This is a genomic window from Arthrobacter sp. Y3221157 (assembly GCF_059089865.1).
The window spans coordinates 65,076-87,969 of the sequence record NZ_JBNHFD010000007.1 but is presented as its reverse complement, the minus strand read 5'-3'; the positions used below and the strand labels follow the sequence as shown (position 1 = coordinate 87,969).

18 protein-coding genes and 2 pseudogenes are annotated in these 22,894 nt (G+C 60.3%); 7 read left to right on the top strand and 13 right to left on the bottom strand.

Annotation, left to right across the window (positions count from 1 at the left end; all coding sequences use genetic code 11):
• Positions 1 to 284: 284 nt before the first annotated feature.
• The 5 genes from AC5RTT_RS04175 to AC5RTT_RS04155 are packed head-to-tail and all read right to left on the bottom strand — an operon-like array spanning position 285 to position 6,678.
• The gene (locus tag AC5RTT_RS04175) at positions 285 to 2,675 is read right to left on the bottom strand and encodes a bifunctional salicylyl-CoA 5-hydroxylase/oxidoreductase (RefSeq protein WP_494144123.1); all 2,391 of its coding nucleotides are present in this window, start codon (positions 2,673 to 2,675) and stop codon (positions 285 to 287) included.
• 12 nt (positions 2,676 to 2,687) lie between these two features.
• Positions 2,688 to 4,343 (bottom strand): AMP-binding protein, encoded by a 1,656-nt coding sequence (locus tag AC5RTT_RS04170; protein WP_494144122.1) that lies wholly within the window; start codon positions 4,341 to 4,343, stop codon positions 2,688 to 2,690.
• Positions 4,344 to 4,379: 36 nt separating this feature from the next.
• Positions 4,380 to 5,285: an acyl-CoA thioesterase gene (locus AC5RTT_RS04165; RefSeq protein WP_494144121.1), complete on the bottom strand. Its 906-nt coding sequence runs from the start codon at positions 5,283 to 5,285 to the stop codon at positions 4,380 to 4,382.
• A 5-nt stretch (positions 5,286 to 5,290) separates the two neighbouring features.
• Complete coding sequence (locus AC5RTT_RS04160) at positions 5,291 to 5,773, bottom strand: cupin domain-containing protein (protein ID WP_494144120.1); 483 nt, start codon at positions 5,771 to 5,773, stop codon at positions 5,291 to 5,293.
• Between the two features lie 5 nt (positions 5,774 to 5,778).
• On the bottom strand, positions 5,779 to 6,678 hold the full coding sequence (locus AC5RTT_RS04155) for a fumarylacetoacetate hydrolase family protein (RefSeq protein WP_494144119.1): 900 nt from the start codon (positions 6,676 to 6,678) through the stop codon (positions 5,779 to 5,781).
• A 116-nt stretch (positions 6,679 to 6,794) separates the two neighbouring features.
• Here AC5RTT_RS04155 and AC5RTT_RS04150 point away from each other — a divergent pair, with 116 nt between their 5' ends.
• Positions 6,795 to 7,193: a RidA family protein gene (locus AC5RTT_RS04150; protein ID WP_494144118.1), complete on the top strand. Its 399-nt coding sequence runs from the start codon at positions 6,795 to 6,797 to the stop codon at positions 7,191 to 7,193.
• A gap of 115 nt (positions 7,194 to 7,308) precedes the next feature.
• Positions 7,309 to 7,707, top strand: a complete 399-nt coding sequence (locus AC5RTT_RS04145; RefSeq protein ID WP_494144117.1) for a riboflavin kinase — start codon at positions 7,309 to 7,311, stop codon at positions 7,705 to 7,707.
• Positions 7,708 to 7,796: 89 nt separating this feature from the next.
• On the opposite strand, the gene AC5RTT_RS04140 is transcribed toward AC5RTT_RS04145, so the two are convergent.
• Positions 7,797 to 8,561, bottom strand: a complete 765-nt coding sequence (locus AC5RTT_RS04140) for an SDR family NAD(P)-dependent oxidoreductase (protein WP_494144116.1) — start codon at positions 8,559 to 8,561, stop codon at positions 7,797 to 7,799.
• A gap of 666 nt (positions 8,562 to 9,227) precedes the next feature.
• Between AC5RTT_RS04140 and AC5RTT_RS04135 the strand changes: the two genes are divergently transcribed.
• Positions 9,228 to 9,368 carry a hypothetical protein gene (locus tag AC5RTT_RS04135; protein ID WP_494144115.1) on the top strand — a complete coding sequence of 47 codons (141 nt, stop codon included), beginning with the start codon at positions 9,228 to 9,230 and terminating at the stop codon, positions 9,366 to 9,368.
• Positions 9,369 to 9,606: 238 nt separating this feature from the next.
• Here the strand turns inward: AC5RTT_RS04135 and AC5RTT_RS04130 are convergent, their stop codons facing one another.
• Entirely contained in the window at positions 9,607 to 10,857 is a 1,251-nt protein-coding gene (locus AC5RTT_RS04130) for an MFS transporter (protein WP_494144114.1), read from the bottom strand.
• A 424-nt stretch (positions 10,858 to 11,281) separates the two neighbouring features.
• Here AC5RTT_RS04130 and AC5RTT_RS04125 point away from each other — a divergent pair, with 424 nt between their 5' ends.
• From AC5RTT_RS04125 to AC5RTT_RS04115, 3 genes are all read left to right on the top strand, one after another.
• On the top strand, positions 11,282 to 12,187 hold the full coding sequence (locus tag AC5RTT_RS04125) for a LysR family transcriptional regulator (protein ID WP_494144113.1): 906 nt from the start codon (positions 11,282 to 11,284) through the stop codon (positions 12,185 to 12,187).
• Between the two features lie 215 nt (positions 12,188 to 12,402).
• Positions 12,403 to 13,599 carry an MBL fold metallo-hydrolase gene (locus tag AC5RTT_RS04120; protein WP_494144112.1) on the top strand — a complete coding sequence of 399 codons (1,197 nt, stop codon included), beginning with the start codon at positions 12,403 to 12,405 and terminating at the stop codon, positions 13,597 to 13,599.
• Between the two features lie 233 nt (positions 13,600 to 13,832).
• Entirely contained in the window at positions 13,833 to 15,119 is a 1,287-nt protein-coding gene (locus tag AC5RTT_RS04115) for an MFS transporter (RefSeq protein ID WP_494144111.1), read from the top strand.
• Between the two features lie 236 nt (positions 15,120 to 15,355).
• Here the strand turns inward: AC5RTT_RS04115 and AC5RTT_RS04110 are convergent, their stop codons facing one another.
• From AC5RTT_RS04110 to cspE, 6 genes and pseudogenes are all read right to left on the bottom strand, one after another.
• On the bottom strand, positions 15,356 to 17,512 hold the full coding sequence (locus AC5RTT_RS04110) for an amylo-alpha-1,6-glucosidase (protein ID WP_494144124.1): 2,157 nt from the start codon (positions 17,510 to 17,512) through the stop codon (positions 15,356 to 15,358).
• Between the two features lie 539 nt (positions 17,513 to 18,051).
• Entirely contained in the window at positions 18,052 to 18,456 is a 405-nt protein-coding gene (locus AC5RTT_RS04105; RefSeq protein ID WP_494144110.1) for a VOC family protein, read from the bottom strand.
• Positions 18,457 to 19,152: 696 nt separating this feature from the next.
• The gene (locus AC5RTT_RS04100) at positions 19,153 to 19,740 is read right to left on the bottom strand and encodes an RBBP9/YdeN family alpha/beta hydrolase (protein WP_494144109.1); all 588 of its coding nucleotides are present in this window, start codon (positions 19,738 to 19,740) and stop codon (positions 19,153 to 19,155) included.
• Between the two features lie 190 nt (positions 19,741 to 19,930).
• Positions 19,931 to 20,428: an HAD domain-containing protein gene (locus AC5RTT_RS04095; protein WP_493993680.1), complete on the bottom strand. Its 498-nt coding sequence runs from the start codon at positions 20,426 to 20,428 to the stop codon at positions 19,931 to 19,933.
• 198 nt (positions 20,429 to 20,626) lie between these two features.
• Positions 20,627 to 21,164, bottom strand: a pseudogene (locus AC5RTT_RS04090) (recombinase family protein).
• 457 nt (positions 21,165 to 21,621) lie between these two features.
• The gene (gene cspE, locus AC5RTT_RS04085; protein WP_104046164.1) at positions 21,622 to 21,825 is read right to left on the bottom strand and encodes a transcription antiterminator/RNA stability regulator CspE; all 204 of its coding nucleotides are present in this window, start codon (positions 21,823 to 21,825) and stop codon (positions 21,622 to 21,624) included.
• 513 nt (positions 21,826 to 22,338) lie between these two features.
• On the opposite strand from cspE, the pseudogene AC5RTT_RS04080 reads away from it, so the two are divergent.
• Positions 22,339 to 22,770, top strand: a pseudogene (locus AC5RTT_RS04080) (PDDEXK nuclease domain-containing protein); the annotation flags it as partial.
• Positions 22,771 to 22,894: the final 124 nt, after the last annotated feature.

The window sequence follows — 22,894 nt, the reverse complement described above, 5'->3', positions numbered from 1 at the left end:
AACGTACAAGCCGAGAGGCATACGCGTGTAACACCAACGTGTCTCACACACCACCGAGATTTTTTGGCCCGGTGGGCCCGCAACGGCTTACGCTGCGTTCATACTTGGACAGATGCACCCTCCCACCGCGGAACCGGAAGAACCGCTAGTGGTGGAGGTCACATTGCCTGAAAAGAGCATAACACAATCATTCCGACAGCCAAAAGAAAGCTATATATCGGTCGGTCTGGTTGTACTGTGCAGGTTGCCCCGGCGGCCGTACTGCCGCCGGGGGCAACCTGGGGTTACTGGACCAGCGCGGCAGCGTCGACCAGTGCCGGCGTCCACCGCAGGTGGCCGTCAGCGACAACGGCGTCGGGTTCCTTGAGCAGGGAGAGCCGCGGCCGCACCGCGTCGGTCCTTGCGCTTGGCGGCTTCCGGCTTCCGGCTTTGAACTGGGGGATCCAAACGGCCCCCGGGCCCCGGTAACCCTGCTCAGCGGCGGCATGCAGGGTCCACTGGGGGTCGTAAAGGTGGGTGCGGCCCAGGGCTATCAGGTCGGCACGTCCGGCGAGCAGAACGGAGTTGACGTCGTCGTAGGTGGAAATGGCTCCAACGGCGATGACGGCGACTCCTGCTGGGGCTGCTACTTCCTGGCGGATACGGTCAGCGTAGGGGGTCTGGTAGCTCCGCCCAAAGGCCGGCTTTTCCTCTTTGCCGACCTGCCCGGTGGAAACGTCAATACCGTCAGCTCCGTGCTCAACGAACGCCCGCGCAATCGCAACGGAGTCATCGGAGTCGTTGCCACCTTCAATCCAGTCCGTGGCTGAGAGGCGGACGACCATGGGCTTATCCGCGGGCCAGACCCGCCGGACGGACTCGAAGACTTCCAGGGGGAACCGCAGCCGGTTTTCCAAGCTGCCGCCATATTCGTCGGTCCTGCGGTTGGCGACGGGGGAAAGGAATGACGACAGGAGGTATCCGTGGGCAGCATGGAGTTCGAGCAGGTCAAAGCCTGCCTCATCGGCGCGGCGGGCCGCGTCAACGAAATCAGCCTTCACTTTGTCCATACCTGCGCGGTCGATTTCCCGCGGAACCTGGCTGCTCGGACCATATGGCAGCGCCGAAGGTCCTACAGTTTCCCAGTTTCCTGCCTCCAGGGGTTCGTCAATACCCTCCCACATGAGCCGGGTCGACCCTTTGCGGCCGGAATGACCAATCTGTGCACCGATTTTTGCCGTGGAACGGGTGTGGACAAAATCAACGATGTCCTTCCAACTGTCGCGCTGCGCATCGGTGTAGAGCCCCGAGCAGCCGGGGGTGATACGTCCTTCTGAGGAGACACACACCATTTCTGTCATGACCAGTCCAGCGCCACCCAGGGCTTTGGACCCGAGATGGACCAGGTGGAAGTCGCCCGGGTTGCCCTCGGAGGCCGAGTACATGTCCATCGCTGAGACGACGACACGGTTCTTCAGTTCCAGACCTCCGATCCGGTAAGGCTGGAACATGGCGGGGGCAGCCGTTGGCAGCCCCTGGAGCTCAGCGAACTTCCGGTCGACGGCCTCGGCGAATTCGGGGTCGCGAAGGCGAAGGTTTTCCTGAGTGATACGCCGGGACCTGGTGAGCAAGTTGAAGGCGAACTGTGTCGGGTCCTGGTTCTTGTACTGGCCGATTCGTTCGAACCACTCCAGCGATGCCTGGGCAGCGCGCTGGGTGGACTCAACGACAGGACGCCGTTCGGTTTCGTAGGCGGCGATGGCATCCTCAAGGCTTTGGTGCTCGTGCAGGCAGGCTGCCAGTGCCAGGGAATCCTCCATTGCCAGCTTGGTGCCGGAACCGATGGAGAAGTGTGCGGTGTGGGCAGCATCTCCAAGCAGGACGATGTTGCCATGCCGCCAGCTGCGGTTGCGGACAGTGGTGAAGTTCAGCCACTTGGAATTGTTGGCGAGGACGTCATATCCCTTGAGCTCCTCAGCAAAGATGGAGCGGATCTTGCTGATCGCCTTCTCGTCGGAGACTCCTGGAGCGAAAATCTCATCTGCTGTTTCGTCGAAGCCTGCAGCCTGCCAGACGTCTTCGGACATTTCCACAATAAAGGTGGAGCCTTCGTCAGAGTACGGGTAACCGTGGATCTGCATCGTGCCGAATTCGGTCTCTTTGACGAAGAACTTGAACGCCTCGAAGACCTGGTTTGTGCCCAGCCACATGAACTTGTTGGGGCGCCGGTCCAGGCTGGGACCGAAGGAATCCGCGTACTCGCTTCTGATTTGGGAATTGATTCCGTCAGAAGCGAGGACGAGGTCGTATCCTGCTTCAAGGTCTGCGATGGGCGGTGCCGAGGTGCTGAAACGGACGTCTACACCGAGTTCGAGGCAGCGCCGTTGCAGGAGTTCCAGGAGTTCCTTCCGGCTCATGGCTGCGAAACCCTGGCCACCGACGGTCAGCGTTTCACCGCGGAAATGAATGTCGATGTCGGACCAGCGGGCGAAGCGCCGGCTCATGTACTCGGCCACAACAGGATCTGCGTTGCCGATGCCACCGAGGGTTTCGTCTGAGAAGACAACGCCGAACCCAAAGGTATCTGAGGCTGCGTTCCGTTCCCACAGTGTGATGTCGTGGGTGGGGTCGAGCTGTTTCATCAGCGTCGCGAAATACAGGCCGCCGGGGCCGCCGCCAACAATTGCGATCTTCATGGCATTACTCCTTTATGGCTGGGCGGACGCGCCGGCCAACTGGTCATTCTCGTGGTTGACTTGGTCGCGCAGCTTGTAGTGCTGCAGCTTGCCGCTCGGGTTTCGGGGCAGTGTGTCGACAAACCTGACGTCCCGCGGATACTTGTAGGGGGCGATTGTGGCTTTGACGAAGTCCTGGATTTCTTTGCGTTTGGCGTCGTCACCGATAACCGACTCGCGCAGCACGATGAAAGCGCAGACGATGCTGCCACGTTCGGGGTCCGGCCGGGCGATCACAGCGTTCTCGAGAACATCGGGGTGCTGGTCAATGGCTGCTTCGACTTCCGGCGCACCGATGTTGTACCCGGAGGAAACGATCATGTTGTCAGACCGGGACTGGTAGATGAAGTAGCCGTCTTCGTCGCGCAGGAAAGTGTCACCGGTGATGTTCCAACCATTCAGGATGTACTTTTCCTGCCGCGGATCGTCCAGGTATCGGCATCCGGTTGGGCCGATGACCGCCAGGCGTCCGGGTTCACCAGTCGCGACCTCCCGCCCTTCATCGTCCAGGATGGTCGCCCGGTAGCCCGGGACGGCCTTGCCCGTGGCTCCGGGGCGGATGTTTTCCCCTGCAGCGGAAATGAAGACGTGGAGCAGCTCGGTGGAACCGATACCGTTGACCAGGCGTACGCCCGTAGCCTGGTGCACAGCTTCCCACGTCTCCTTTGGCAGGTGCTCTCCAGCTGATACAGCGACCCGAAGCCTGCTGAGAAGATCACCCCGTTCAGCCTTGAGAATGGCCCGGTAAGCGGTCGGCGCCGTGAACAGAATGGTTGCACCTGCAGCTTCCGCGTTCTCGGCCAGTTCCACAGGCGCTGCACGCTCTGTCAGCAGGGCCGAAGCGCCGAACCGCAACGGGAAGATGACAAGGCCCCCGAGCCCGAAGGTAAAGGCGATGGGCGGGGAACCGGCAAACACATCGTCACGGGTGGGTGTAAGGATGTGACGGGCGAACGTGTCCGCGATGGCGAGGATGTCACGGTGGAAGTGCATCGTCACTTTAGGAGCCCCGGTGGTGCCCGACGTCGGCCCGAGGAGGGCGACGTCGTCGGCGGAGGTTTCCACCGCCGTGAAGTGTCCGCTCTTGGCCCCGCAACGGGAGACTAGGTCAGCTTCGTCTTCGCCGCCGTACGCCAGTACCGCAACGTCATCCCCTGCTGCTACGGACAATTCGTCGACGAACCGGTGGTCGGATATGGCGACGACGGGCTTGGTTAGATCGATCAGGGTGCTGATCTCGCTTGACCGGAGCATCGGCATGGTGGTGACGACGACTGCGCCTGCCTTCAGCACGCCAAGCCAGGCGGCTACGATCCATGGATTATTCGGACCGCGCAGGAGTACCCGGTTCCCGGGAACGACTCCGAAATCCTCGGTGAGCACTTGTGCTACCTGATTGGCGCGCCTTTGGAGGTCGCCGTAGGTCCAAGTGGCGCCGTCGGGGGTGTGAAGCGCCGGCCGGTCAGCTCCGTGCTCAGCGACTGCGTCGTCGATGAGCACGCTGCCCGCGTTGAGGTTTTCGGGGTACTGAAGTTCGTCGAGGGTGAACTCGAGGGTGGGCCACAGGTGGGCCGGTGGGAGGTGGTCCCTGGTGAACGTATCCACGTGGGCCGATGATGTGAAAGTCATGGCCGGTCCTTTCAGGTGATGGGGAGTGGGCCCGGGTCAGGAACCCGAGCGGATCATGCCTTCTTGGGCTACGGTGGCCAGCAAACGGCCACTGCGGTCGAAGAACCGGCCTAGAGCCAGTCCGCGGTTTCGCTGTGCAGAGACGGCTTCCTGGGTGTACAGCAACCAGTCGTCAGCCCTTCCGAACCGGTGGAACCACATGGAGTGGTCCAGGCTCGCGGTGATGAGGCCAGGCGAAGACCAGTGCAGGTTTTGAACTCGGAGGAGCGATTCGAGGATGGTGTAATCGCAGACGTAGGCAAGGGCTGCGCGGTGCAGGTCGGCTGTGGCCTGCTCGTCCTCGCCTGTCGGCAGGCTGCCGAAGGCCTTTACCCATACCGCCTGATGCGCCTGCACACCTCCGTCAACTGCTACATAGACCGGACCCGGAACATGGCGCATATCAAAACTTCGGCCCGCGGCCCAGTAGTCTGCCGCGGCTCCGTCTGCGTCGATGAGGACTTCGGCAGCGCTGCGCAGTTCGTCCGGGTCCAAGTGTGCCGGTGCCGGGGACTGGTATTCAGGGCCCTCTTCCGGCACCTGGAAAGACCCCATGCCTGTAAAGACGACTTTTCCGCTCTGAAAGCCGCGGACGCTCCTTGTGGAGTAGCCCCGGCCATCACGAAGTTTTTCGACCTCGTACCGGACCGGCACCCCGACATCGACCGGACGCATGAAGTAGCTGTGCATTGAATGCAGTACGCGGTCGGACTGCACCGAACGCATCATTGCTGCCGCTGACTGGGCAACCATGTCGCCACCGTAGGCTTTGGGCCACGGCACATACTGCGGCGTTGCCTCATATGCCTCGTCGAAGACCTCGGCAGTGGCAGGTGTCAGCTCCACCGCGCGGAGGAAAATTTCCGACGTGGGCTTCTGGACGTCTGGGGTCGTGGAAGGCACGGCTATTACGCCCGACGGTAGTCAGCGAGGGTCACGTCGGGAACGTCTTCGAGGTTCACGACGATGTTTTCGGGGGTGCGGGTTGTGAGCCACACCAGTTCCTCTGTCACGGACATGTTCGCTTCAACATGCGGCATGAAGGGAGGGACGAAGACCCAGTCGCCGGCCTTCATGTCCTGGTACTCGGAGTAGTTCTCGCCGTAGTAGATGCGTCCGTGGCCGCGCAGGACGTATCCGCCAGTTTCCGCTTCGCCGTGGTGATGCGGCAGCGAGCGGTAACCCGGGGTGTTGGATACCTGTCCGAACCAGATCTTCGTAGCCGGGGTGTGCTGGATGGAAACCCCTGAGACGCGGATGCAGTCACCGGACTGGGCGGTGTTGGTGTCTTCCTGCCCGGCGCGGGTGATTACGGGGACGACCTTGCCGTCCGGGCCAGCGTAAGAGGAGTTGTCGCCTTCGGTCAGGTATTCGGTGGTGGTGTTGGTCATGGTGGTCACTCCTTGGTGCTTGAGGCGGTTGACTGAGCCGGGGCGGTATTGCCCGGATCAGGGGTGGGGGAGAGGTGAATGCGGTTTTCGAGGCGTCCGATGCCTGGAATTTCGGTGGTGAGGACGTCTCCGTCGCGCAGGAAGCGGGGAGGTGTCATGCCCATTCCAACGCCGCCGGGGGTTCCGGTGAGAACCACATCTCCTGGTCGAAGCATCGTGAATTGCGAGATGTAGGCCACCAGTTTTGCGGGGCCAAACACGAGGGTGGACGTATTGCCCTTTTGTACCTGCTCGCCATTGACGTAGCCGTGGACGTCGAAATCAGCCGGTGCCTCGTCCGCTGTTAGCATGACGGGACCCAGCGGAGTGGTGGCATCAAAGGCTTTTCCTTGGAACCACTGAAGGGTGCGGTTCTGCCAGTCCCGCATCGAGATGTCGTTAGCGACGGTGTAGCCGGCGATGCCGGCCAGGGCCTGGTCCTCGTCGACGCGGTACATGTTGGAACCAATAACAACCGCCAGCTCGGCTTCCCAGTCGACTTTCTCACTGCCTTGAACATAGATGGGGTCTGCGGCCCCGACCAGGGTGTCAGCGTACTTGGCAAACAACGTCGGGTAGTCGGGGAGGGCGCGGCCCATCTCCTGGATGTGGTCCCCATAGTTGAGGCCGCAGCAGATGACTTTGACTGCCGCGGGCAGCAGGGGAGCCAGTTCCGCTTGGGAACCATGCAGGGGCACTGCGCCCGCGTTCCTGCCGGACACGGCGTCCTCGGCGACTTCCCTCCAGCCATTGTCCATCAGCATTGATCCCACGCTGGCGTACGGCAGCGGGATGTAGTTGTCCTCGCCAACCGCCACGGCAGCAGTCGTTCCGTGCCGTCCGGACCTAAGAGTGGCCAGCTTCATTGGTTTTCCCTTCAATCGGATATGTCGACTTTTTTACGATCGTCACATAAGCTCAAGGTAGCACGAGGAAAATGATCTGACCAGATGCTTTCCAAACATCCGTAGGAGGAACCGGCATGACCAACAAAACGATCAACCCTGCAGCGCTTCCGAAGCCGTCCGGGTACGCGCACGGCGTACTTTCCGGGAACACCGTCTTCCTTGGAGGCCAGACCGCCTTGGACAAGGAGATGAACATCGTTCCCGGGGGTATCGTCGCCCAGTTCCGTCAGGCCTTCTCCAACGTGCTCACGACCCTGCGGGAAGCCGGCGGACAACCGCAGGACCTCGTCAACGTCACGATCTACCTCACCGACGTGGACGACTACATGGCCAACGGCAAGGAAATCGGCAGAATCTGGCGGGAGATGGCCGGCACCGAGTACCCGGCAATGGCCGGAATCGGCGTGACGCGCCTGTGGCAGAAGGAAGCGCTGATCGAAATTCAGGGCATTGCCGTCATCCAGGCTCCGTAAGCCTTAAGCAGACCGCCACCGCCCCGCCCTGCACTTCGTAACGGGCGGGGCTGGCAGCAGAGGGACGGCAGGCAGAATTCTGGGTGCCGACAAGGAGTGACAGGAGAGAGAGGCCTTGACCGTTGTTCAGGGCGTCGTCGAACCCGGCGACCAACGAGGCCGTGAGATGGGTTTTCCCACAGCCAATATCCAGATCAGTGGATCTCCTGAACTGGACGGCGTGTGGGCCGGCCTAGTGGAAATCGGTGATATCCACGCTATTGCCGCCATTTCCATAGGCAGACGTCGTACCTTCTACTCCAATGACGGTCCCCGGCTGCTCGAAGCCCACCTCCTGAACGTGAACCAGGACCTCTACGGAAGACTAATCCGCGTTCACCTCCTTCAACGGCTTCGCCCTCAGATCGCGTTCGACAGCGCAGAGGAGCTGGTCGTGCAGATGCGCCTGGACGTGGAACAAACCAGAGTGTGGGCGGTTAAAAACCACCCCAGCCTGGTGGGCTCCGAGTGCTGACCAGCTGGAATCGCTGCTTGGCCTCAAGCTGAAAGCTACGGAGCCGACTACCCGGCGGAGCGGGCTTCACTTCGCTGCCTGTCCGGTGACTATGCTGCTGTGTAGCCGCCGTCAACGGGCAAGGAGACACCCGTGATGTAGTTGGCCTTCTCGGAAGCTAGAAAGGCCACCGCAGCAGCTACATCTTCAACCTTCGCGACGCGTCGAAGGGGGATTCCGGCGACTACCTCCTCTTCAGCGGAGTGAGGATCAGGCAGTGAAGCCAGCCAATCCTCGTAGAGGGGCGTCCGCGTCATTCCAGGGGCTACCGCGTTCACGCGGATGTTGCGGGGTGCGAGCTCCACGGCTGCCGATTTGGTCATGGCCAATACAGCGCCTTTTGAAGCTGCGTACACACCCATAGTTGCAACGCCTACTGACGCCAGTCGGGAGGAGACGTTGATAATCGAACCGCCGCCGCGAGTGGACATTGCACAAGCCGCTGCCTGGAGCATGGCAAGAGCGGCGAAGGTGTTTGTCTCAAACACTTCCCTGACGTCTTCAATCGGCGTGCCGAGGATATCGCCGGTGTGGTCGATGCCAGCGTTGTTTACAAGCACGTCCACGCGACCGGCGAAGGCAAGTGCTTGATCAACAATGAATTTTGGCCGGCCCGGCTCAGTTATGTCCGCTTGGAGGAATCGGGCCCGTTCTCCGAGGCAATCGGCCAGCGTTTCTCCCCGCACCTGCGAACGCCCCACTAGCACGATGTGGTATCCCTCGGCGTAGAGGCTCCTGGCCACAGCTTCGCCGATGCCTGCGGTGGCACCGGTTATGACGGCAGCTCGCACTGCCGATTGTTTTTCGGCTCTCATTGAGATTGGTTATTCATTTCTTGTTCTTGTGGTCCTCTCGCTTCGGTCAATCCTCACCACGAGAGGTGGCGCTTCTCGTGCAGCCGCAACTGGAAATACGAAGATGCGGGCTGCAGTTTGGTCAACTGACCTGGGGGCAGGCCCCCTGTTCAACAGCCGTTACCCGAGGGGAAGTAGTTCAGAAAACCCGTGGTGCTGGAAGATCAGTGGATTGGGGCACCGGAGCTGAACCGAGAACGCGTTACCTGAGCGGTTGATCAAGTTTAGCGTTAGGTGCCTCACCTCGCAAGGGTCCTGAAGGGAATCTCAATGTTTCTGTCAAGCCGTTTGTGTGATGCCGAACTTGCCCGCCAGTCTTCGTGCCCCCGGATGGCGACCTTGCTTAGGAACTCGAGGGACTCCAGGAGCAGCAATGCCGACGGCGGGAGGATGAAGAAGGGAATGAAGCCCAAGCCAACGAGCGCTAGCCCAGCGTTTGGAAGCAAGGCTAGGGCCACTGGCCCGCGGTGAGTATGCAGAAGTGATAGCCGGAGCACAACCAGAGCTGATATTTAGAAAGATTTTCATGTCAGTTCCCTTACGAGCGTCGCCAGAACGATATATTCTTAGTTCACGCCCGGGACAATGCAGCCTCGGGGTGGACCTTTATCACAGAAGGAGACGAAGATGTCTGTTACGCCAGCTTACGAAGGCAACGAGAGCATCCTCGAACTGTCTATGAGGGCCCTATTGGAAGAAGAATTCAAGGCGGTCTTTGGCGGCACGACGCCCACCACTACTGCATGGGGCGGTTTGATATTCATCTGACGCAGCCGCAAATGCCCAGGTACATCTGTGACTGCAATGCTTCAATGACTGCTGGACGTGCCGCGGAGTCTTTGGACTTCGTCCGAGGTGGTATTCCAGTAGGAAGCCGCTCATGGCAACTCTTAGTCCTTCCAGGCCGGAGGCATTCAGCTGTCTAAGGTGAACTTCCGGTCGTTTGACGAACCAGGCGCCGACACGGGCAAAGGTTGCAGTATCGGTTTCACCCGTGCATCTCGGGTCAAGGTGGTGTCTCACGGCCAGGAACAGCGGACCCTACCTCATTATGTTTTTTACCGCCGATGACCCGATCACGTCCGGCGAGCACACCGGTCACGGAAACAGCAGCCATGATGCCCGCAGTGACGAGGAGCGGCAGCGTCCAGTCTCCGCTGAGGTCGCGAAGACCGCCGAACATCACCGGCCCGACAGCACCTAGACCATAGCCGACAGATTGCGCCATTCCCGACAAAGATGCTGCCTGAGGGTAATTCACGGTCCGGAGGCTGAACAGTGACAGAGCGATGACAATAAGGCTCCCGCACCCGATTGCGCCCAAAAGGACCCAGAGCATTATGAGGTCCGTCGCAAATGCCAGCCCGAGAAACGTCACGAACATCAGCGCGCCGCTGGCGAGCGATACAAGCCGTTGGTCTGAACCCCGGTGAAGGATTCCCCCTGTGGCAAGGCTGGCGAACACGCTGATGAGCAGGAAAACGGACAGATGTATACCCGCGGTAGTGGGGGGCACGCCGCGGCTTTGTTCGATGGTGGGCAGCCATGCCATCAGAACGTAGAAGGCGATCGATTGCAGGCCCATGAACATCGTCACCTGCCAGCCCAGGGCTGAGGTCCAGGGCGACCGGTAAGAGATTTGCGACTTGGTGGCGCGCGGAGGGCCTGACGTGTGCCGGCGCAGCCACGGCAGGAGCACAGCCATGGCAATTAGAGCAAGTCCCACCCACATTCCGAGAGCAAAACGCCAACCCTCCTGGGACGTTTGTGCCACGGGAACGACGACGGCGGCCCCGATCGCCGCGAAGGCGGCTTGCGTGGCGGAGTAGCTTCCGGTGACCTGGCTGACCCTCGTGGGAAAGTCCCGCTTTACGAGGGAGGGCACTAGAACATTGAGAAACGCGATAGCCAAGCCGATCAGCCCGGTGCCTGCCCAGATGAAGCCGGGCACCGGTAAGGAGCGAAGTACGATGCCCAAGGCGAGGATCAGCAGGGACGTCCACAGCGCCCGGTCGAGACCTAGCCGGGAAGCGAAGCCGGGCGCCACAGGCGAGAAGACTGCGAAAGCCATGAGCGGAACACCTGTTAGGAACCCTGCTGCCGCACTGGATAGCTCAAGTTCGTTGCTGATGTTCGCGAGCACCGGTCCCACGCTGACGAAGGACACCCGAAGATTGACTGCGATGAGCAGAACACCGATAAAGGCGAAGCCGAACCTGGTAGTCCGGTCCGACGCGCCTCGAGTGGCAGCGGGCATCGTGCCTATTCCCTTCAGGAGACGAGTGGCGCTCGGCGCGCCCCTTCGGTTCCAGCCTAGGTTGCTGGAGACGACTTTCAGATCACTAAAAGCGCCTACCCAAAGTCCAGCGCGCTGGTGAGGAGTTGCGGCCGCGGTCCAGGCTAGTCTATTTCGGCTCACTGCCTCTTCCCTATTCAGCACCCAAGACGAGGCCGACAAGTAGCAAGCCAAGGTGACGGACTCAGTAAAAGTCGGTAGGGGTTGGTGTGGCCCATATCGCACACACGGTGGGCCATGCCTGTGGTGATTCCTCTGAAGACAAGGCAAGCAGATCAGGGCGGGAAACGAATGGAACTTGCATGATCAGGTCGAATGAGGGGTTCGCTTTCCCCACGGCCAAGATGCACGCTGTTGTTCATCCAGGAAAATGTAAGCTGAAGTTGTGAACGGCTTTACCTTAAAGCAGCTTGAGTACTTCGTGGCGGCCGTTCAGACAGGCAGCCTTACCGGCGCTGCCAGCCTTTGTCATATTTCCCATGCTGGCATCTCCAACGGCCTCAACGAGCTCGAACGCAGTATGGGTAAACAACTGCTCGTTCGGCGGAAAGCCAAAGGCGTTGTCCTAACCGCTGCGGGCCGAGCGATGCTGCCCCTGGCAAGGAACATCCTCAGAGACGCTGCGGAAATTGAAAGCCTTGGGCACTCCGGCCACGGGGAACTGACTGGTGAACTGACCGTCAGCTGCACGCTTGCGTTGTCGCCGCTCCTCATCCCATTGATCGCTTCAGCCTTCTCCGAACTGCACCCTAACGTGCATCTGGTCTTCCGTGAGGGCAAGGGGAGTGAGGTGCTGCAAATGGTGAGGGATGGGCAGGTGGATGCTGGCCTCGTTTTTCAGCGCCAGCTGTCAGGAGACCTTGAGTACCTGCCCGTGTGCCCCATTCGGGTTAAGGTGGCTCTACCTCCTAGCCATCCCCTCGCCACACGTCCGAGCATCTCGTTGGCTGAACTTGCTCACGAACCCGCAATCACGCCCGAGGGGCCGGCCCTTGAGGCCATGCTGGCCGTGATGCGGGAAGCCGGTGTGGAACCTGACATTCGTTGGACCTTCGCGAGTCCGGAAACTATCCGGGCCATGGTGGCGCGCGGGTTTGGATACTCCCTCCTGTACATCTACCCAGCAGCATCAGCGCCAGACAGCTCGCCGGTAGTAGCCGTACCGGTCAATGATCCGATCTCTGACAATTCCCTGGTTATGGCGTTACCAGCCGGCCGGCGACGAATTGACAAGGTGGAAAAACTAGCAGAGCTCCTGCGGGGCGAGGCAGTTAGGAAACTCATCGGATAGGTTCCTCGTCGGAAAGGTCCGCCGCAAACCGTTCGCTGCTTTGTAAGCGTTCCTTACAATCATCCCCGCATATTGCTGTTTTACTTGGTGACCCCAATCACAAAGAATGGGACCAGGAAGCAACTCAAGGAGCCTGGTCAGCAGATCGGACGGACCAGAACCCCAGAGGAAATTCGCTCAGATCCCATGTACCCCATTTCTAGAGGAGCGCCCTCATGCTCAGCAACAGCGGACCGTCCAACTACAAGGCAGCCGAGTACACCACCAACCTCCGTGACTCCGTCTCCAAGGTTCCATCCACGGGAACCCATGTCGTCCTGCTAGGAACCCAGGGCGGACCGATCCCAGGGGAGCGTGCCGCAACCTCCAGTGCCCTGGTTGTTGATGGAAGTATCTACATCATTGACGCAGGGAGCGGCCTTCCGGTGCGCTTTTCTGAAGCTGGTCTCCCGTTCGACCAGGTCCGGGGCATGTTCATTACCCACCTTCACTCCGATCACTACTCGGACTACTTCAATTTCTTCATGCTCAATTGGACCAACTGGAATGCCGACGAACAAACCATCGAGTTGTTCGGGCCGGGCCGGGCGTCTGCTGGTGACCCGGATGGATCCCAGATTCCCGGGCTCCCTGATTACGAGGAAACTCCCCTGATCACCCCGGAGCTGCCCACCCCCGGGCTACGTGACATGACGGAGTTGTTCATCAAGGCCAATGCCTACGACATAAACGAACGCCTTCGTTCGACACGGCGAAAGAACGGACGCGCCCTTGACTTCACAGGCGTCTTCGGATCCCCCATGTTCAGAACCAACGACATCACTCTGCCCGTCGGCTCCAGCCTGACCAACCCCTCCCCGGCAGGAGACGGATTCCTGATTTACGAGGACGAGAAAGTTCGGGTCACTGCCACCCTCGTAGACCATCCCCCGGTATTCCCCGCCTTTGCGTTCCGGTTTGACACCTCGCAGGGATCTGTTGTCTTCAGTGGCGACACCAGCCCCTGCGCCAATCTTGTGGCGCTAGCACAGGGAGCAGACGTGCTCGTCAACGAGGTCATGGCCGTGGACCCAGCTATCGAGCGGTTCAAAGGGACCCACATCTACTCAACGATGGCCCGCCAGTTCCTCACTGCGCACACCCCTTTGGTAGGGAGGGAGCCCGGCGACGGACTGCCAGCCATTCCAGGTGTAGGAACAGTCGCAACACGGGCCAACGCTAAGGCACTCGTGCTGAACCACATTTATCCCGGCGACGGCACCGTGTCCGACAACGAGTTCTGGCAAGGAGCCAAGTCCGAATTTGAAGGCACCGTCGTCGTCGGCCGGGACCTGCTGTCGGTTGACGTATCCGAAATTGCCGTCGATCAGTCCGCCGAATGGCGAAAGTCGGTTGTCCTGCCTCTCAGCTGACAGAACCATTACAGCGAACCAAAGAACCGGGCGTGGCCCGCCTCGCCCCAAGAACCCCACGTCAGTCAAAAGCCGATCCTATAGATTCCCAGTTAGACATACGGCCAGCACAACCTTTCAGTGGAAGACGGCCGTCCGACCTTTCGGGATACGAGCTGATGAAGCTCACATCAAAGCGAGCACATCGCCCTTGTTCCCTGCTAAAGGGGACTCCTAATTCCAGGAGAAATACAATGAAAGATATGGCGTTCCAAGACCAGGCAACGGTTGGCGTCAAGAAGGCCGTTATTGCTCTGGCTTTCCTTGCGGTACTTACGGATGGTTTCGATACCGCGATATTAGCCATGCTCGTCCCACATCTCGCACCAGAGTGGGGCACCACCCCGGCTGCTTTCACCTACCCGCTGGTGCTGACCAACATAGGCGTTGTTGTCGGTTACCTCTCGTGCGGTGCCCTGTCCAAACTGATCGGGCAGAAGCGGCTGCTGGTTCTCGGCACTGCCGTCTTCGGCGTGGCAACCCTCCTCAGCGCAGCCACACTGCCGCTGGAATCGATGATGCTCTTGAGCATCACCCGTGCAATCACAGGTGTTGGCCTAGGAGTTGTCCTGCCTATGGCCGTTATCGTTGGCACCCAGAACGGGCCGGAGGGTAAGCGCCAACCACTCGCAGTTATGGTCACCATGGGACTGATCAGCGGGGCCACAGTGGCCGGCTTCGTCGGGGGCGCCCTAATTGAAGCCTTTGGTTCCGACGGAGTCCTCTGGATATCAGGCGTAGCCCCACTCGTTGTCGCCCTGCTCCTCCAGATCTTTGTACCGGCCACGTCTGACCGTACGGCCTCCTCCAAGGAGGGCGCACCCAAGACAGGAATAGTAGCCATTTTCGCCGGCGACCACCGCAACGCCACCCTGCTCCTATGGACAGCAACTTTCCTCATCTTTACAGTCACATACACCTTGAAGTCCTGGCTCCCGACTCTGTTCGGTGACTACGGCTTGTCCAAGACTGATGCAGGTTTGGGTCTGGCGTGGTACAGCCTCGGTGGCGTGGTGGCCGGATTGGCCCTTTTACCGCTGTGTGCAAAAATCGGCGCGGCTCGCGCCCTCGTTATGATGTCCACCATCGGCGCTCTCGCGACCGCTGCACTGGCGGTGCTTCCCGTGGAAACTCCGCTGCTCATGGCGATTACTCTCATCGCCGGAGCGGGTATTACGGCAGGATCGATCGGGCAAACGGCTATCGCCGTCGCCATCTACGAAGCCACCGTACGAACCACCGGTGTTGGCTGGTCGGCTGCCTGCGGCCGCATGGGATCGATCCTTGGCCCAACCGTCGGCGGCGCACTTCTGGCTCTTGCCTGGCCAGCGCAGGACATAGTCCTTCTCCTGGTCGCCCCGATCGTCATCACGACGATTTGCTGGCTCATTCTCCCGAAACTGTCTCACCGGGTAGGAAAAAATGGCGGATCGCTCCCCGTCACCACCGAACCCGTGAATCCGGCTGCACAGAGTCTCTAAGGACAGCAACGGGCCATCCCGCTCCCTGCAGGTGCGCCGCTCCGCCAACGCGGGGTGGCGTATCCGGTGTTATACCCATCCGCGGCTTCCGTAGCAAGCGCCCGACGTCGAACAAAGGAGCGCCTTGCACTGGGCCCTAGGGCAGTCACACTGCCCTAGGGGAAGACAGCACACCGATTTGTTGAGGCGCCACACCCGGTGCTAGACGGGGTTGGTTCGCGGGGCAACCTAGCGGGCTATGCTTGCCGAGGCTGGATCATTTGCTGCACCAATTCTGTCATCCATGGTCGATGTCCGCGGTGGAATACTATTCCTTCGGGCAGCCCCTGGACGAATGGGACGGAATTGGCAATGTCGATGGTGATGCGGCCACCGGCCATCGGTGCGTTTGCAATGTGCAGGTCGCCATAGGATTCCGGTAGGACTGGGTCCATCCAGAGGCCACCGCGGGAAACGTGCGGGTGGTAGCGCATCAGGCTCGTCACCAAGTGGATCGGTGTGGTCGCGGCCCAGGCCTGCGGCGAACAAGCCGTCGGGTAGGGGACGGGCTCGGCGAACTGGTCCCGGCCGAAGCCGCAGAAGAGTTCCGGCAGGCGACCGCCGGAATGTTCTGCGGCTTCCAAAAGGGCCGTCGAGATCCGCTGCGCCTCGGAGACAAAACCGTATCGCAGCAGGCCGCTCGTGATGAGCGCGTTGTCGTGCGGCCAGACCGAGCCGTTGTGGTAACTGGCGGGGTTGTAGGCCCCCATGTCACTTGCCAGGGTCCGAACGCCCCAGCCGCTGAACATTTCCGAAGACATCAGACGTTCGGCAACCATCGGCGCCTTGTCATCATCGATGATGCCGAACCATAGGCAATGGCCCATGTTGGAAGCACAAGCATCAACCTGGCGTTTCGTTCCATCCAGGGCGATGGCGTAGTAGCCCCGATCGGGCATCCAAAACTGCTCATTGAACCGCCTCTTGAGTTGGGCGGCGCGGTCGGCCAACTCCTTTGCCAAATCTTCTTCACCAGCGTCCAATGCCATCCAAGCACGGGCAATGTATGCGCCGTAGACGTACGCCTGCACCTCGCAGAGCGCAATAGGGGGATCGGCCAAGCGTCCGTCGGCGAAGTTGATGCCGTCCCAGGAGTCCTTCCAGCCTTGGTTAATTAGGCCTTGGTTGTTGAGGCGCTCATACTCGACAAAACCGTCGCCGTCTTTGTCGCCATAGTCTCGAATCCAGTCCAGTGCCCGGTCCGCGTGGGGCAGTAGGGCTGCAATGATATCGGCAGCGACTCCCCAGCGGCTTACAGCCCCGAGGAGGTGCACGAACAGTGGGGTGGCGTCGACGCTGCCGTAGTAGGCAGATTTCCCGCCCAATGCGAGCCTGCTGGAAACATCGAGCCTGACCTCGTGCAGGATTTTCCCGGGTTCCTCCTCACTCATCGGGTCCACCACCGTGCCCTGGCGATCTGCCAGCGTTTGCAGGGTGCCTAAGGCCAGGGAGGGATCCACGGTCAGCGCCATTTGAGAAGCCCAAAGCGAGTCCCGGCCGAACAAGGTCATGAACCAGGGCGCGCCCGCCGCCACGACCACGCGGTCCGGGTGGTTCGGGTCCTCGATGCGAAGGGATCCCAGGTCGTCGTAGCTCCGCCGCAGCGTCCGTTCGATGGAGCGGTTTTCCATCTGCAGCACCGGGATCTTGGCCACCCACTCCCGCCGGCGCCTGTCGCTCGGGGAGAGTTCATCCCGGTCACTATGGGCGAACGACGCCTCTTCAGCGATCTCCTCGAAGTCGGGCATCACAGTAAGGATCGTGCTCCACTGGCCGTGCGGCGCGACGGACGCCCGGTAAGTGAGGGACTCCGGCCTGACGTATGCCCCGGGAGCCTGCACGATCATGCCTCTCCGAACATCCTGCCACAGCGCTTGGATGCTTAGAGCTTCACCGTCCACTCGGCGTGTTTCGTCCCAGCGCCGCTGGATCCGTGCCTCTTTGACCTCAAAAAGATCTGCGAAATCCGCCTCAACCCTCAGGGAGATCACGCAGTCAGCCGGCTCTAAGGAGTAGTTGCGAACGGTAACCTGTTCCTGGATACCGAACCCCACTTCCCGCAGCCGCTCAACGATCAGAGGGCTGTCCGCATATCCATCGGACCGGGCAACACGACCAGCGAACAGCGCCCGGTAGGGTTCCTTCGTCTCCGCTGCCAGCGGCTCAAGAGGCTGTCCGTTGATCGTCAGGCTCCATTGGGAGAGGATGCGCGTGTCTTGGACGAAAAGTCCATGCGGATGTTCGGCCCGGATGTCCCCGTTCGGTAAAGAGATGCAGAAGGAGGACCCCTCGACCAAAGTAATGGTCCCGGCCCCCAGCGGCCCGGCGGCAGTGTCAGCGTTCCATCCAGCCATCTCCGCCCCTAACAAGGGACTGTAACCAACCTGCTTGGTTTTAAACATGGCTGGCGTTTGCGGGTGATCCTTCAACAGAGGCTACGCTTGCTTCCTTTTAGACGCCAGTGTTCACTTCCAGAAACGGACGCCGAACCTCGGCCTGGTCTTCCCCAAGGCAAGAGCTCAAGAAGGTGGCCAATCACGGATCCGCTTCGCGCTAACGCACCGGATCCGAAACGAGAAGACCGACCATGCTTCCGTCAGCGTTAGGGCAGCGCCCTTGGCATCCTTGTTTTGAGGTTGAGCGCACCCGCGATCTGAAGGCACTCAGGGTCTCGCCGGCAAGCACTGAGGAGACCCTCAGGGTCAGTCAGTCAAGTTAGCGTCTACCGCTGACTTGCCTGACGACGGCGAACCGGTTTGAAACGAGGGTAGCCCCTGACCGACAATGTGCTCGTTCACTTTCCACATCCTGTGAATAGCCTTATTCAACGCCTCGCAAAGATAGTCCGCAGGCAAGGCGAAAGGAGTTTATTTGAAAACTGGGCAGGGCGACGTCATGCATCCGCTAATGTTTGCCGCTGGTCGCGCCGCAGGGGGTGATCACTCGGAATCTCAACCAGCACGATGCGCACTCCGTCCGGGTCCATGATCCACATTTCCACCAACCCCCATGGCTCCTTCTGCGGCTCGCGTATCACTGCTACGCCAGCTGCAAGCAGTCGCTGGTGCTCGAGCTGCACGTCGCGAACCTGGATCCAGATCGCCACGGCGCCGCCTGGTGGATGGGCAGAATGTCCACTGACTTCGAGGAAACCGTTACCGAGGAAGAACACAAGGCCCAGCGCATCTTCGTTCCCAAATTCCCGGTAAATTGCCAGGCCCAGCGTGTCTCGGTAGAAACGGTGGCTGCGCTCAAGGTCGGACGGACAAAGCAGGATGCGGCTTGCAAGGACTTCCATGGTTTCCATCTTGCCCTCGAAGGCCTGAGCTTTGACGGCAGCACGCCGGTGAATTCTGTGTCAAAACCGACTCCAGCTGCCTTAGGCTTAGACAGTTCGTGCCTTCGGGCAGGCTTGTCACAGGTACCCCTAGACCTCGTGGGCAAGCCGGCGTTCGCTAGCTGTCAGGTGCCTGGTAAGACTTTCCTCTGCAGGATTCACAATTGTCCTAGCAGTACGTTCAGAAGTGCTCGCCAGCTGGAGTAGATCGACCGCAAGTCCGCCCGAGGCGCCGACTCAACTCAGCCGGCCCCTTCGGGATACTCCCCCGCCTAACTTCAAGCGCCGATAATGTAGGTTCTGTAAAGCCAGCTGGCGCCGTCACTGGTTTTGGGCTTTCAACTAGGGCTGTCAGGCTACCTGCCGGAAAATGGATGTGCGCCGAACGGGCTAAAACCAGCCTTGGAGTTCGCCGCCGTCTTGCTGACGACACTATGCCGCGCGCCACGACGAGCAGTCATCCGCTAAGTCTTTGGGCATCAGGGCGGCGGAACGTCGATCAAACCCTCGAAAAATACGGGCTCGATGAACCGTAGGGCACGGAATTGGCCAGATGGTTCTGCCAATCCATATCGAGCTGCCGGCCGGGCAGATCCGCCGCGTCAACGCCCCATCATGACCACAAGGGCGGTTTAGGGGCTTCTTTACCGGAAGCCCCTATTTGGACCGAATCAGGTCAAGCAGAGCCGGCAGCCTTGTAACGCCATCCTCTGCCATGAAGTGTCTTGCTCCCGGGTAGACCTGCAGACGTGCGCTTAGACGTCGGGCCAGTTCATCGGATGCTTCCGGCGGCACGAAAGGATCCGTGTCGGAGCGAAATACTGTTCGTTCCCGAATGCTCGTTGCCACCCGCTCAACGGCAACGTCAGTTGCGAGGAAACCATCGAGTTCCGGCAAGGCTTCCAGTGGTTCAGTGAACCCGGCGACCAAGACGAGACCACCCAGCTCCCAAGGTTCCGGCTGTGTCTCGAGTACCCGTAGGACGGTGACCACGCCGAGGGAATGTGCTACAACCACTGTTGTCGCATCGGGCACTCCTAGTGCCGTGCTGACTGCGTTCTCCCAAGCTGCTTTGCCAGGATCGTCCGGGTCGGGGAGTGGAACGACTATGACTCCTATGCCCTCAGCTTCAAGGGCGCTTTGAAGCCAGGGGAACCAGTTTGCATCCGGAGACGATTGATATCCGTGAACGATGACGACGCGCTGGACGGGTCGAACCGGGACATTATTGGCTGGGGCCTTCATAGGCAAAGACTCTAGAGGTTCAGCTGGCATCCCAGTTATCCGCGGGCGAGTACCGCCACCGTACGCCCGCGTCGCGTAAGGCCCCGGGCCTTAAATTGCGCTGTTTTTCCATTCGAAGGTGACGGTACACGCCCTTACCCCTCAGGCCGTGACCGTACTGCGCTTGGCGGGTGGCGGAATGCATCTGCTGTCAGGGCGCATGGTCCCGGTCCTCGTCGTTAATGAAAACCTGCACCGCCACGACGTGGGCTTCTGTCAGGCCCTCCTCAGGGTTAGGCTTCTCCAGCAGGACGGGTTGGTGGTGCTGGTGAGCCCAGTCGTGCACGTCAGCCTCCAGTGCATCGTCGATCCACACAATGGCGTCCCAGTCAGCGCCGCCTTCGGCCTCCATCTTGTTCAACCACCTGGATACTGACCCCAGCTTTGGCGTCTGCTGGTCCTCATCGTCCGGCTCCGGCATGATCTCCACGCGCAGCGGTTTCACCTCAAGCTGCAGCTGCGCTTCGAGGCTGTCCACAAGATCCTCATTTGACGTCGATACCCACGCGAGCCTCCCTTTGGTGGCGAGCCGACGCACCAGGGCAACCTTTAAATCCGAGAGCTGCACATTCTTCCCATCAGACTCGTCACCCGGCTGAAGCTTGGGGTTGAGCACGCCGTTGATGTCGAGGAGGATGATCGGCTTCATGACCGAGACCATAGCCGCTCCGCAGACAGGAGGGTAGTCTTTTACGTTCTACTTTGCCCGTTCTCTGGGGCGGATGCCGCCACTACGGGGTTTTACGCCGGTCACTCACCTAACCATTTCTATCGGCGATAACGGATCTTCCGTCAAGCTATGGCCCCTCCGGCTGTTGTGCGGCCACGACGTAGGCAGGGGAGAGGCTCAGTCCAGCTTGGCGTGGCGCAGGTACTGGTAGACGGTCTCCCTGTTGATCCCGTAGTCACGGGAAAGGACAGCTTTCGGCACACCGCTGTCGGCGCGCTGGACGAGTTGGGCGGCTCGTTCGGGTTTGAGGGTCTTTTTCCGTCCGTTGTAGGCTCCGCTTGGCCAGAACGATGCCTTCGCGTTGGCGTTGCCTGATGAGACATCGTTCGAATTCAGCGAAGGCGCCCATGACGGGGAGCATCAGGTTGGCCATGGGGGAGTCCTCGCCGGTAAAAACCAGGCTCTCTTTGACGAACTACACCCGGACACCCTTGCGAGTTATGCCCTGGACCAGAGCCCGTAGGTACGCACAACAACGGTGTCCCCATCGCGGGCAAACCGCAGCAGTTCCGTGAGCTGTGCCTGGCGGTGTCCCTGCCAGAGGCTTCGTCCGTGAAGATCCGTCCAGAATCTGGCCTTCACTGGGCCCGTTGCCGGTGCTCTATGAGCACCTACACTGGCGTTTCTCGTTCTGGTCCAGCGTGCTCACCCGCACGTATTCAACCTGAGGGGTTTTCCTTAGGGGTTCCGTCCGGGTCCTCCGTTATGTTGGGTTCTTCCGTCGGTTTCGTAGCCGGGTTCTCGGTTCGGGGATCTTTGGCCTCGCCGGGGGGGTGTTGTCCAGTTCCAGGATCGCTCATGATGTTCCTCCAGTGATTCTTATGCCGGTCCGTTGTCATGATGCCACCACAAAAGCATGTGCAACAGGGTCGAGGGTCGACGATGACGGTCGGCGGATTCAAACGGTCATCACAACACCTTTTGTCCTGGTGCTGCGTCTCCTCGCCGGCGAGCTGGACGGGCGTTTCCTTGCGCCGGTTTTCGGTTTATCGCCCGCCGGAGCTAACGCCTAGGCTGGCGGGCCTTCGTCGTGGTCATGCAGAGCTGTTTACGGGGCATTGTGGGGACAAAAAAGCTGACCGGCTTGTGCCGGCCAGCTTCTTTACAACCGCTTAGAGCGGCTGGATGTTCTCCGCCTGCGGACCCTTAGGGCCCTGGGTGACGTCGAACTGAACCTTCTGGTTCTCGTCGAGGGAGCGGTAACCGCTGGAGGCGATTGCCGAAAAGTGTGCGAACACGTCAGCACTTCCGTCGTCGGGGGCGATGAAACCGAAGCCCTTTTCGGCGTTGAACCACTTGACTGTACCTGTTGCCATGCTTGTTTCCTTCACGGGTCGCGGGCCGGATCCGCTTGTCGGATTGCCGTCCCCGCCACTCACACCATGAGCCTATGTGGCAGCAGTGGGGGCGGGCAAGACAGTGGCCAAAGGCTGGACGCCAGGAGGACGGTTACACGAGGTTGCGGCAACCTGACTTCGTAGCCGGCGCCCAGTCCGCCCTCCGGGAGGCGACACGACGGGCCTGTTGCCCCGTTGCAAGACCACCGGTGAGAGTGCGTCGTTGCCTCATGTGGAAAATTTCCGCGAAGCGCCATCACGCGGAGCTTTTTGAACTGGGCTGTTAATCGCGGTTTTGCGGCAGCGACAATCCATGGGGGATCAGTGGAAGCGGCGTGGAGCCGGTGGCGGCTGGGGGTGGCAATCGCCGTCTCAGACGAACGCTCTCGCCGCCGACTCGCTTATGACGCTATTGCGCAAAGTTGAGAGATACACGAGTAATCCGTACGTGTTTCCTGAATCAGGAATACCCGCTGGTTATCGCTCGACGGGGAGGCAAGGCATTCGTACGCCGCCGCTGCCGTCCGGCACGGCTGGTCCCGGAACGTCTTCATGAACATGATCATGAACAAAACGTTAGAACGCACAGGTGCGGCGCCCTCAAACTTTGTGCAACACCTCGTTGCACCGGACTCAGAGCTCGCCCAGCAGGTCGCAAAGGACCCCTACAACTTCGAATTCCTCGGCCTCTCCGGCGAAGTCGCTGAACGAGAACTCGAAAACGCCCTTACCAGCAGAATCACGGAAACCCTCCGCGAGCTGGGCCCTGGCTTCTCCTTCGTCGGCCGCCAAGTCCACTTCGACGTCAACGGTGACGACTTCTACGTCGATCTCCTGTTCTTCCACATCGAACAATCCCGCTACGTCGTCATTGAACTCAAGACGGGTAAGTTCCAGCCCGAATACGCTGGCAAACTCAACTTCTTGTCAGGTTGGGGTGTGCACATTCTTGACGCCTATTAGCGGGGGGGAAAAGGTGAGGGCATGGCACAGTCAGCGCAGGATGAGGTTCCTTCCACTGCAGTGAAAGCCACCGTCGGCTTCTGGA

Excerpts from the sequence above, each read along its gene's own strand:
- AC5RTT_RS04175 (WP_494144123.1), bottom strand. The coding sequence starts at position 2,675 with ATGAAGATCGCAATTGTTGGCGGCGGCCCCGGCGGCCTGTATTTCGCG.
- AC5RTT_RS04170 (WP_494144122.1), bottom strand. The coding sequence starts at position 4,343 with ATGACTTTCACATCATCGGCCCACGTGGATACGTTCACCAGGGACCAC.
- AC5RTT_RS04160 (WP_494144120.1), bottom strand. The coding sequence starts at position 5,773 with ATGACCAACACCACCACCGAATACCTGACCGAAGGCGACAACTCCTCT.
- AC5RTT_RS04155 (WP_494144119.1), bottom strand. The coding sequence starts at position 6,678 with ATGAAGCTGGCCACTCTTAGGTCCGGACGGCACGGAACGACTGCTGCC.
- AC5RTT_RS04150 (WP_494144118.1), top strand. The coding sequence starts at position 6,795 with ATGACCAACAAAACGATCAACCCTGCAGCGCTTCCGAAGCCGTCCGGG.
- AC5RTT_RS04140 (WP_494144116.1), bottom strand. The coding sequence starts at position 8,561 with ATGAGAGCCGAAAAACAATCGGCAGTGCGAGCTGCCGTCATAACCGGT.
- AC5RTT_RS04135 (WP_494144115.1), top strand. The coding sequence starts at position 9,228 with ATGTCTGTTACGCCAGCTTACGAAGGCAACGAGAGCATCCTCGAACTG.
- AC5RTT_RS04130 (WP_494144114.1), bottom strand. The coding sequence starts at position 10,857 with ATGCCCGCTGCCACTCGAGGCGCGTCGGACCGGACTACCAGGTTCGGC.
- AC5RTT_RS04120 (WP_494144112.1), top strand. The coding sequence starts at position 12,403 with ATGCTCAGCAACAGCGGACCGTCCAACTACAAGGCAGCCGAGTACACC.
- AC5RTT_RS04115 (WP_494144111.1), top strand. The coding sequence starts at position 13,833 with ATGAAAGATATGGCGTTCCAAGACCAGGCAACGGTTGGCGTCAAGAAG.
- AC5RTT_RS04110 (WP_494144124.1), bottom strand. The coding sequence starts at position 17,512 with ATGGCTGGATGGAACGCTGACACTGCCGCCGGGCCGCTGGGGGCCGGG.
- AC5RTT_RS04105 (WP_494144110.1), bottom strand. The coding sequence starts at position 18,456 with ATGGAAGTCCTTGCAAGCCGCATCCTGCTTTGTCCGTCCGACCTTGAG.
- AC5RTT_RS04100 (WP_494144109.1), bottom strand. The coding sequence starts at position 19,740 with ATGAAGGCCCCAGCCAATAATGTCCCGGTTCGACCCGTCCAGCGCGTC.
- AC5RTT_RS04095 (WP_493993680.1), bottom strand. The coding sequence starts at position 20,428 with ATGAAGCCGATCATCCTCCTCGACATCAACGGCGTGCTCAACCCCAAG.
- cspE (WP_104046164.1), bottom strand. The coding sequence starts at position 21,825 with ATGGCAACAGGTACAGTCAAGTGGTTCAACGCCGAAAAGGGCTTCGGT.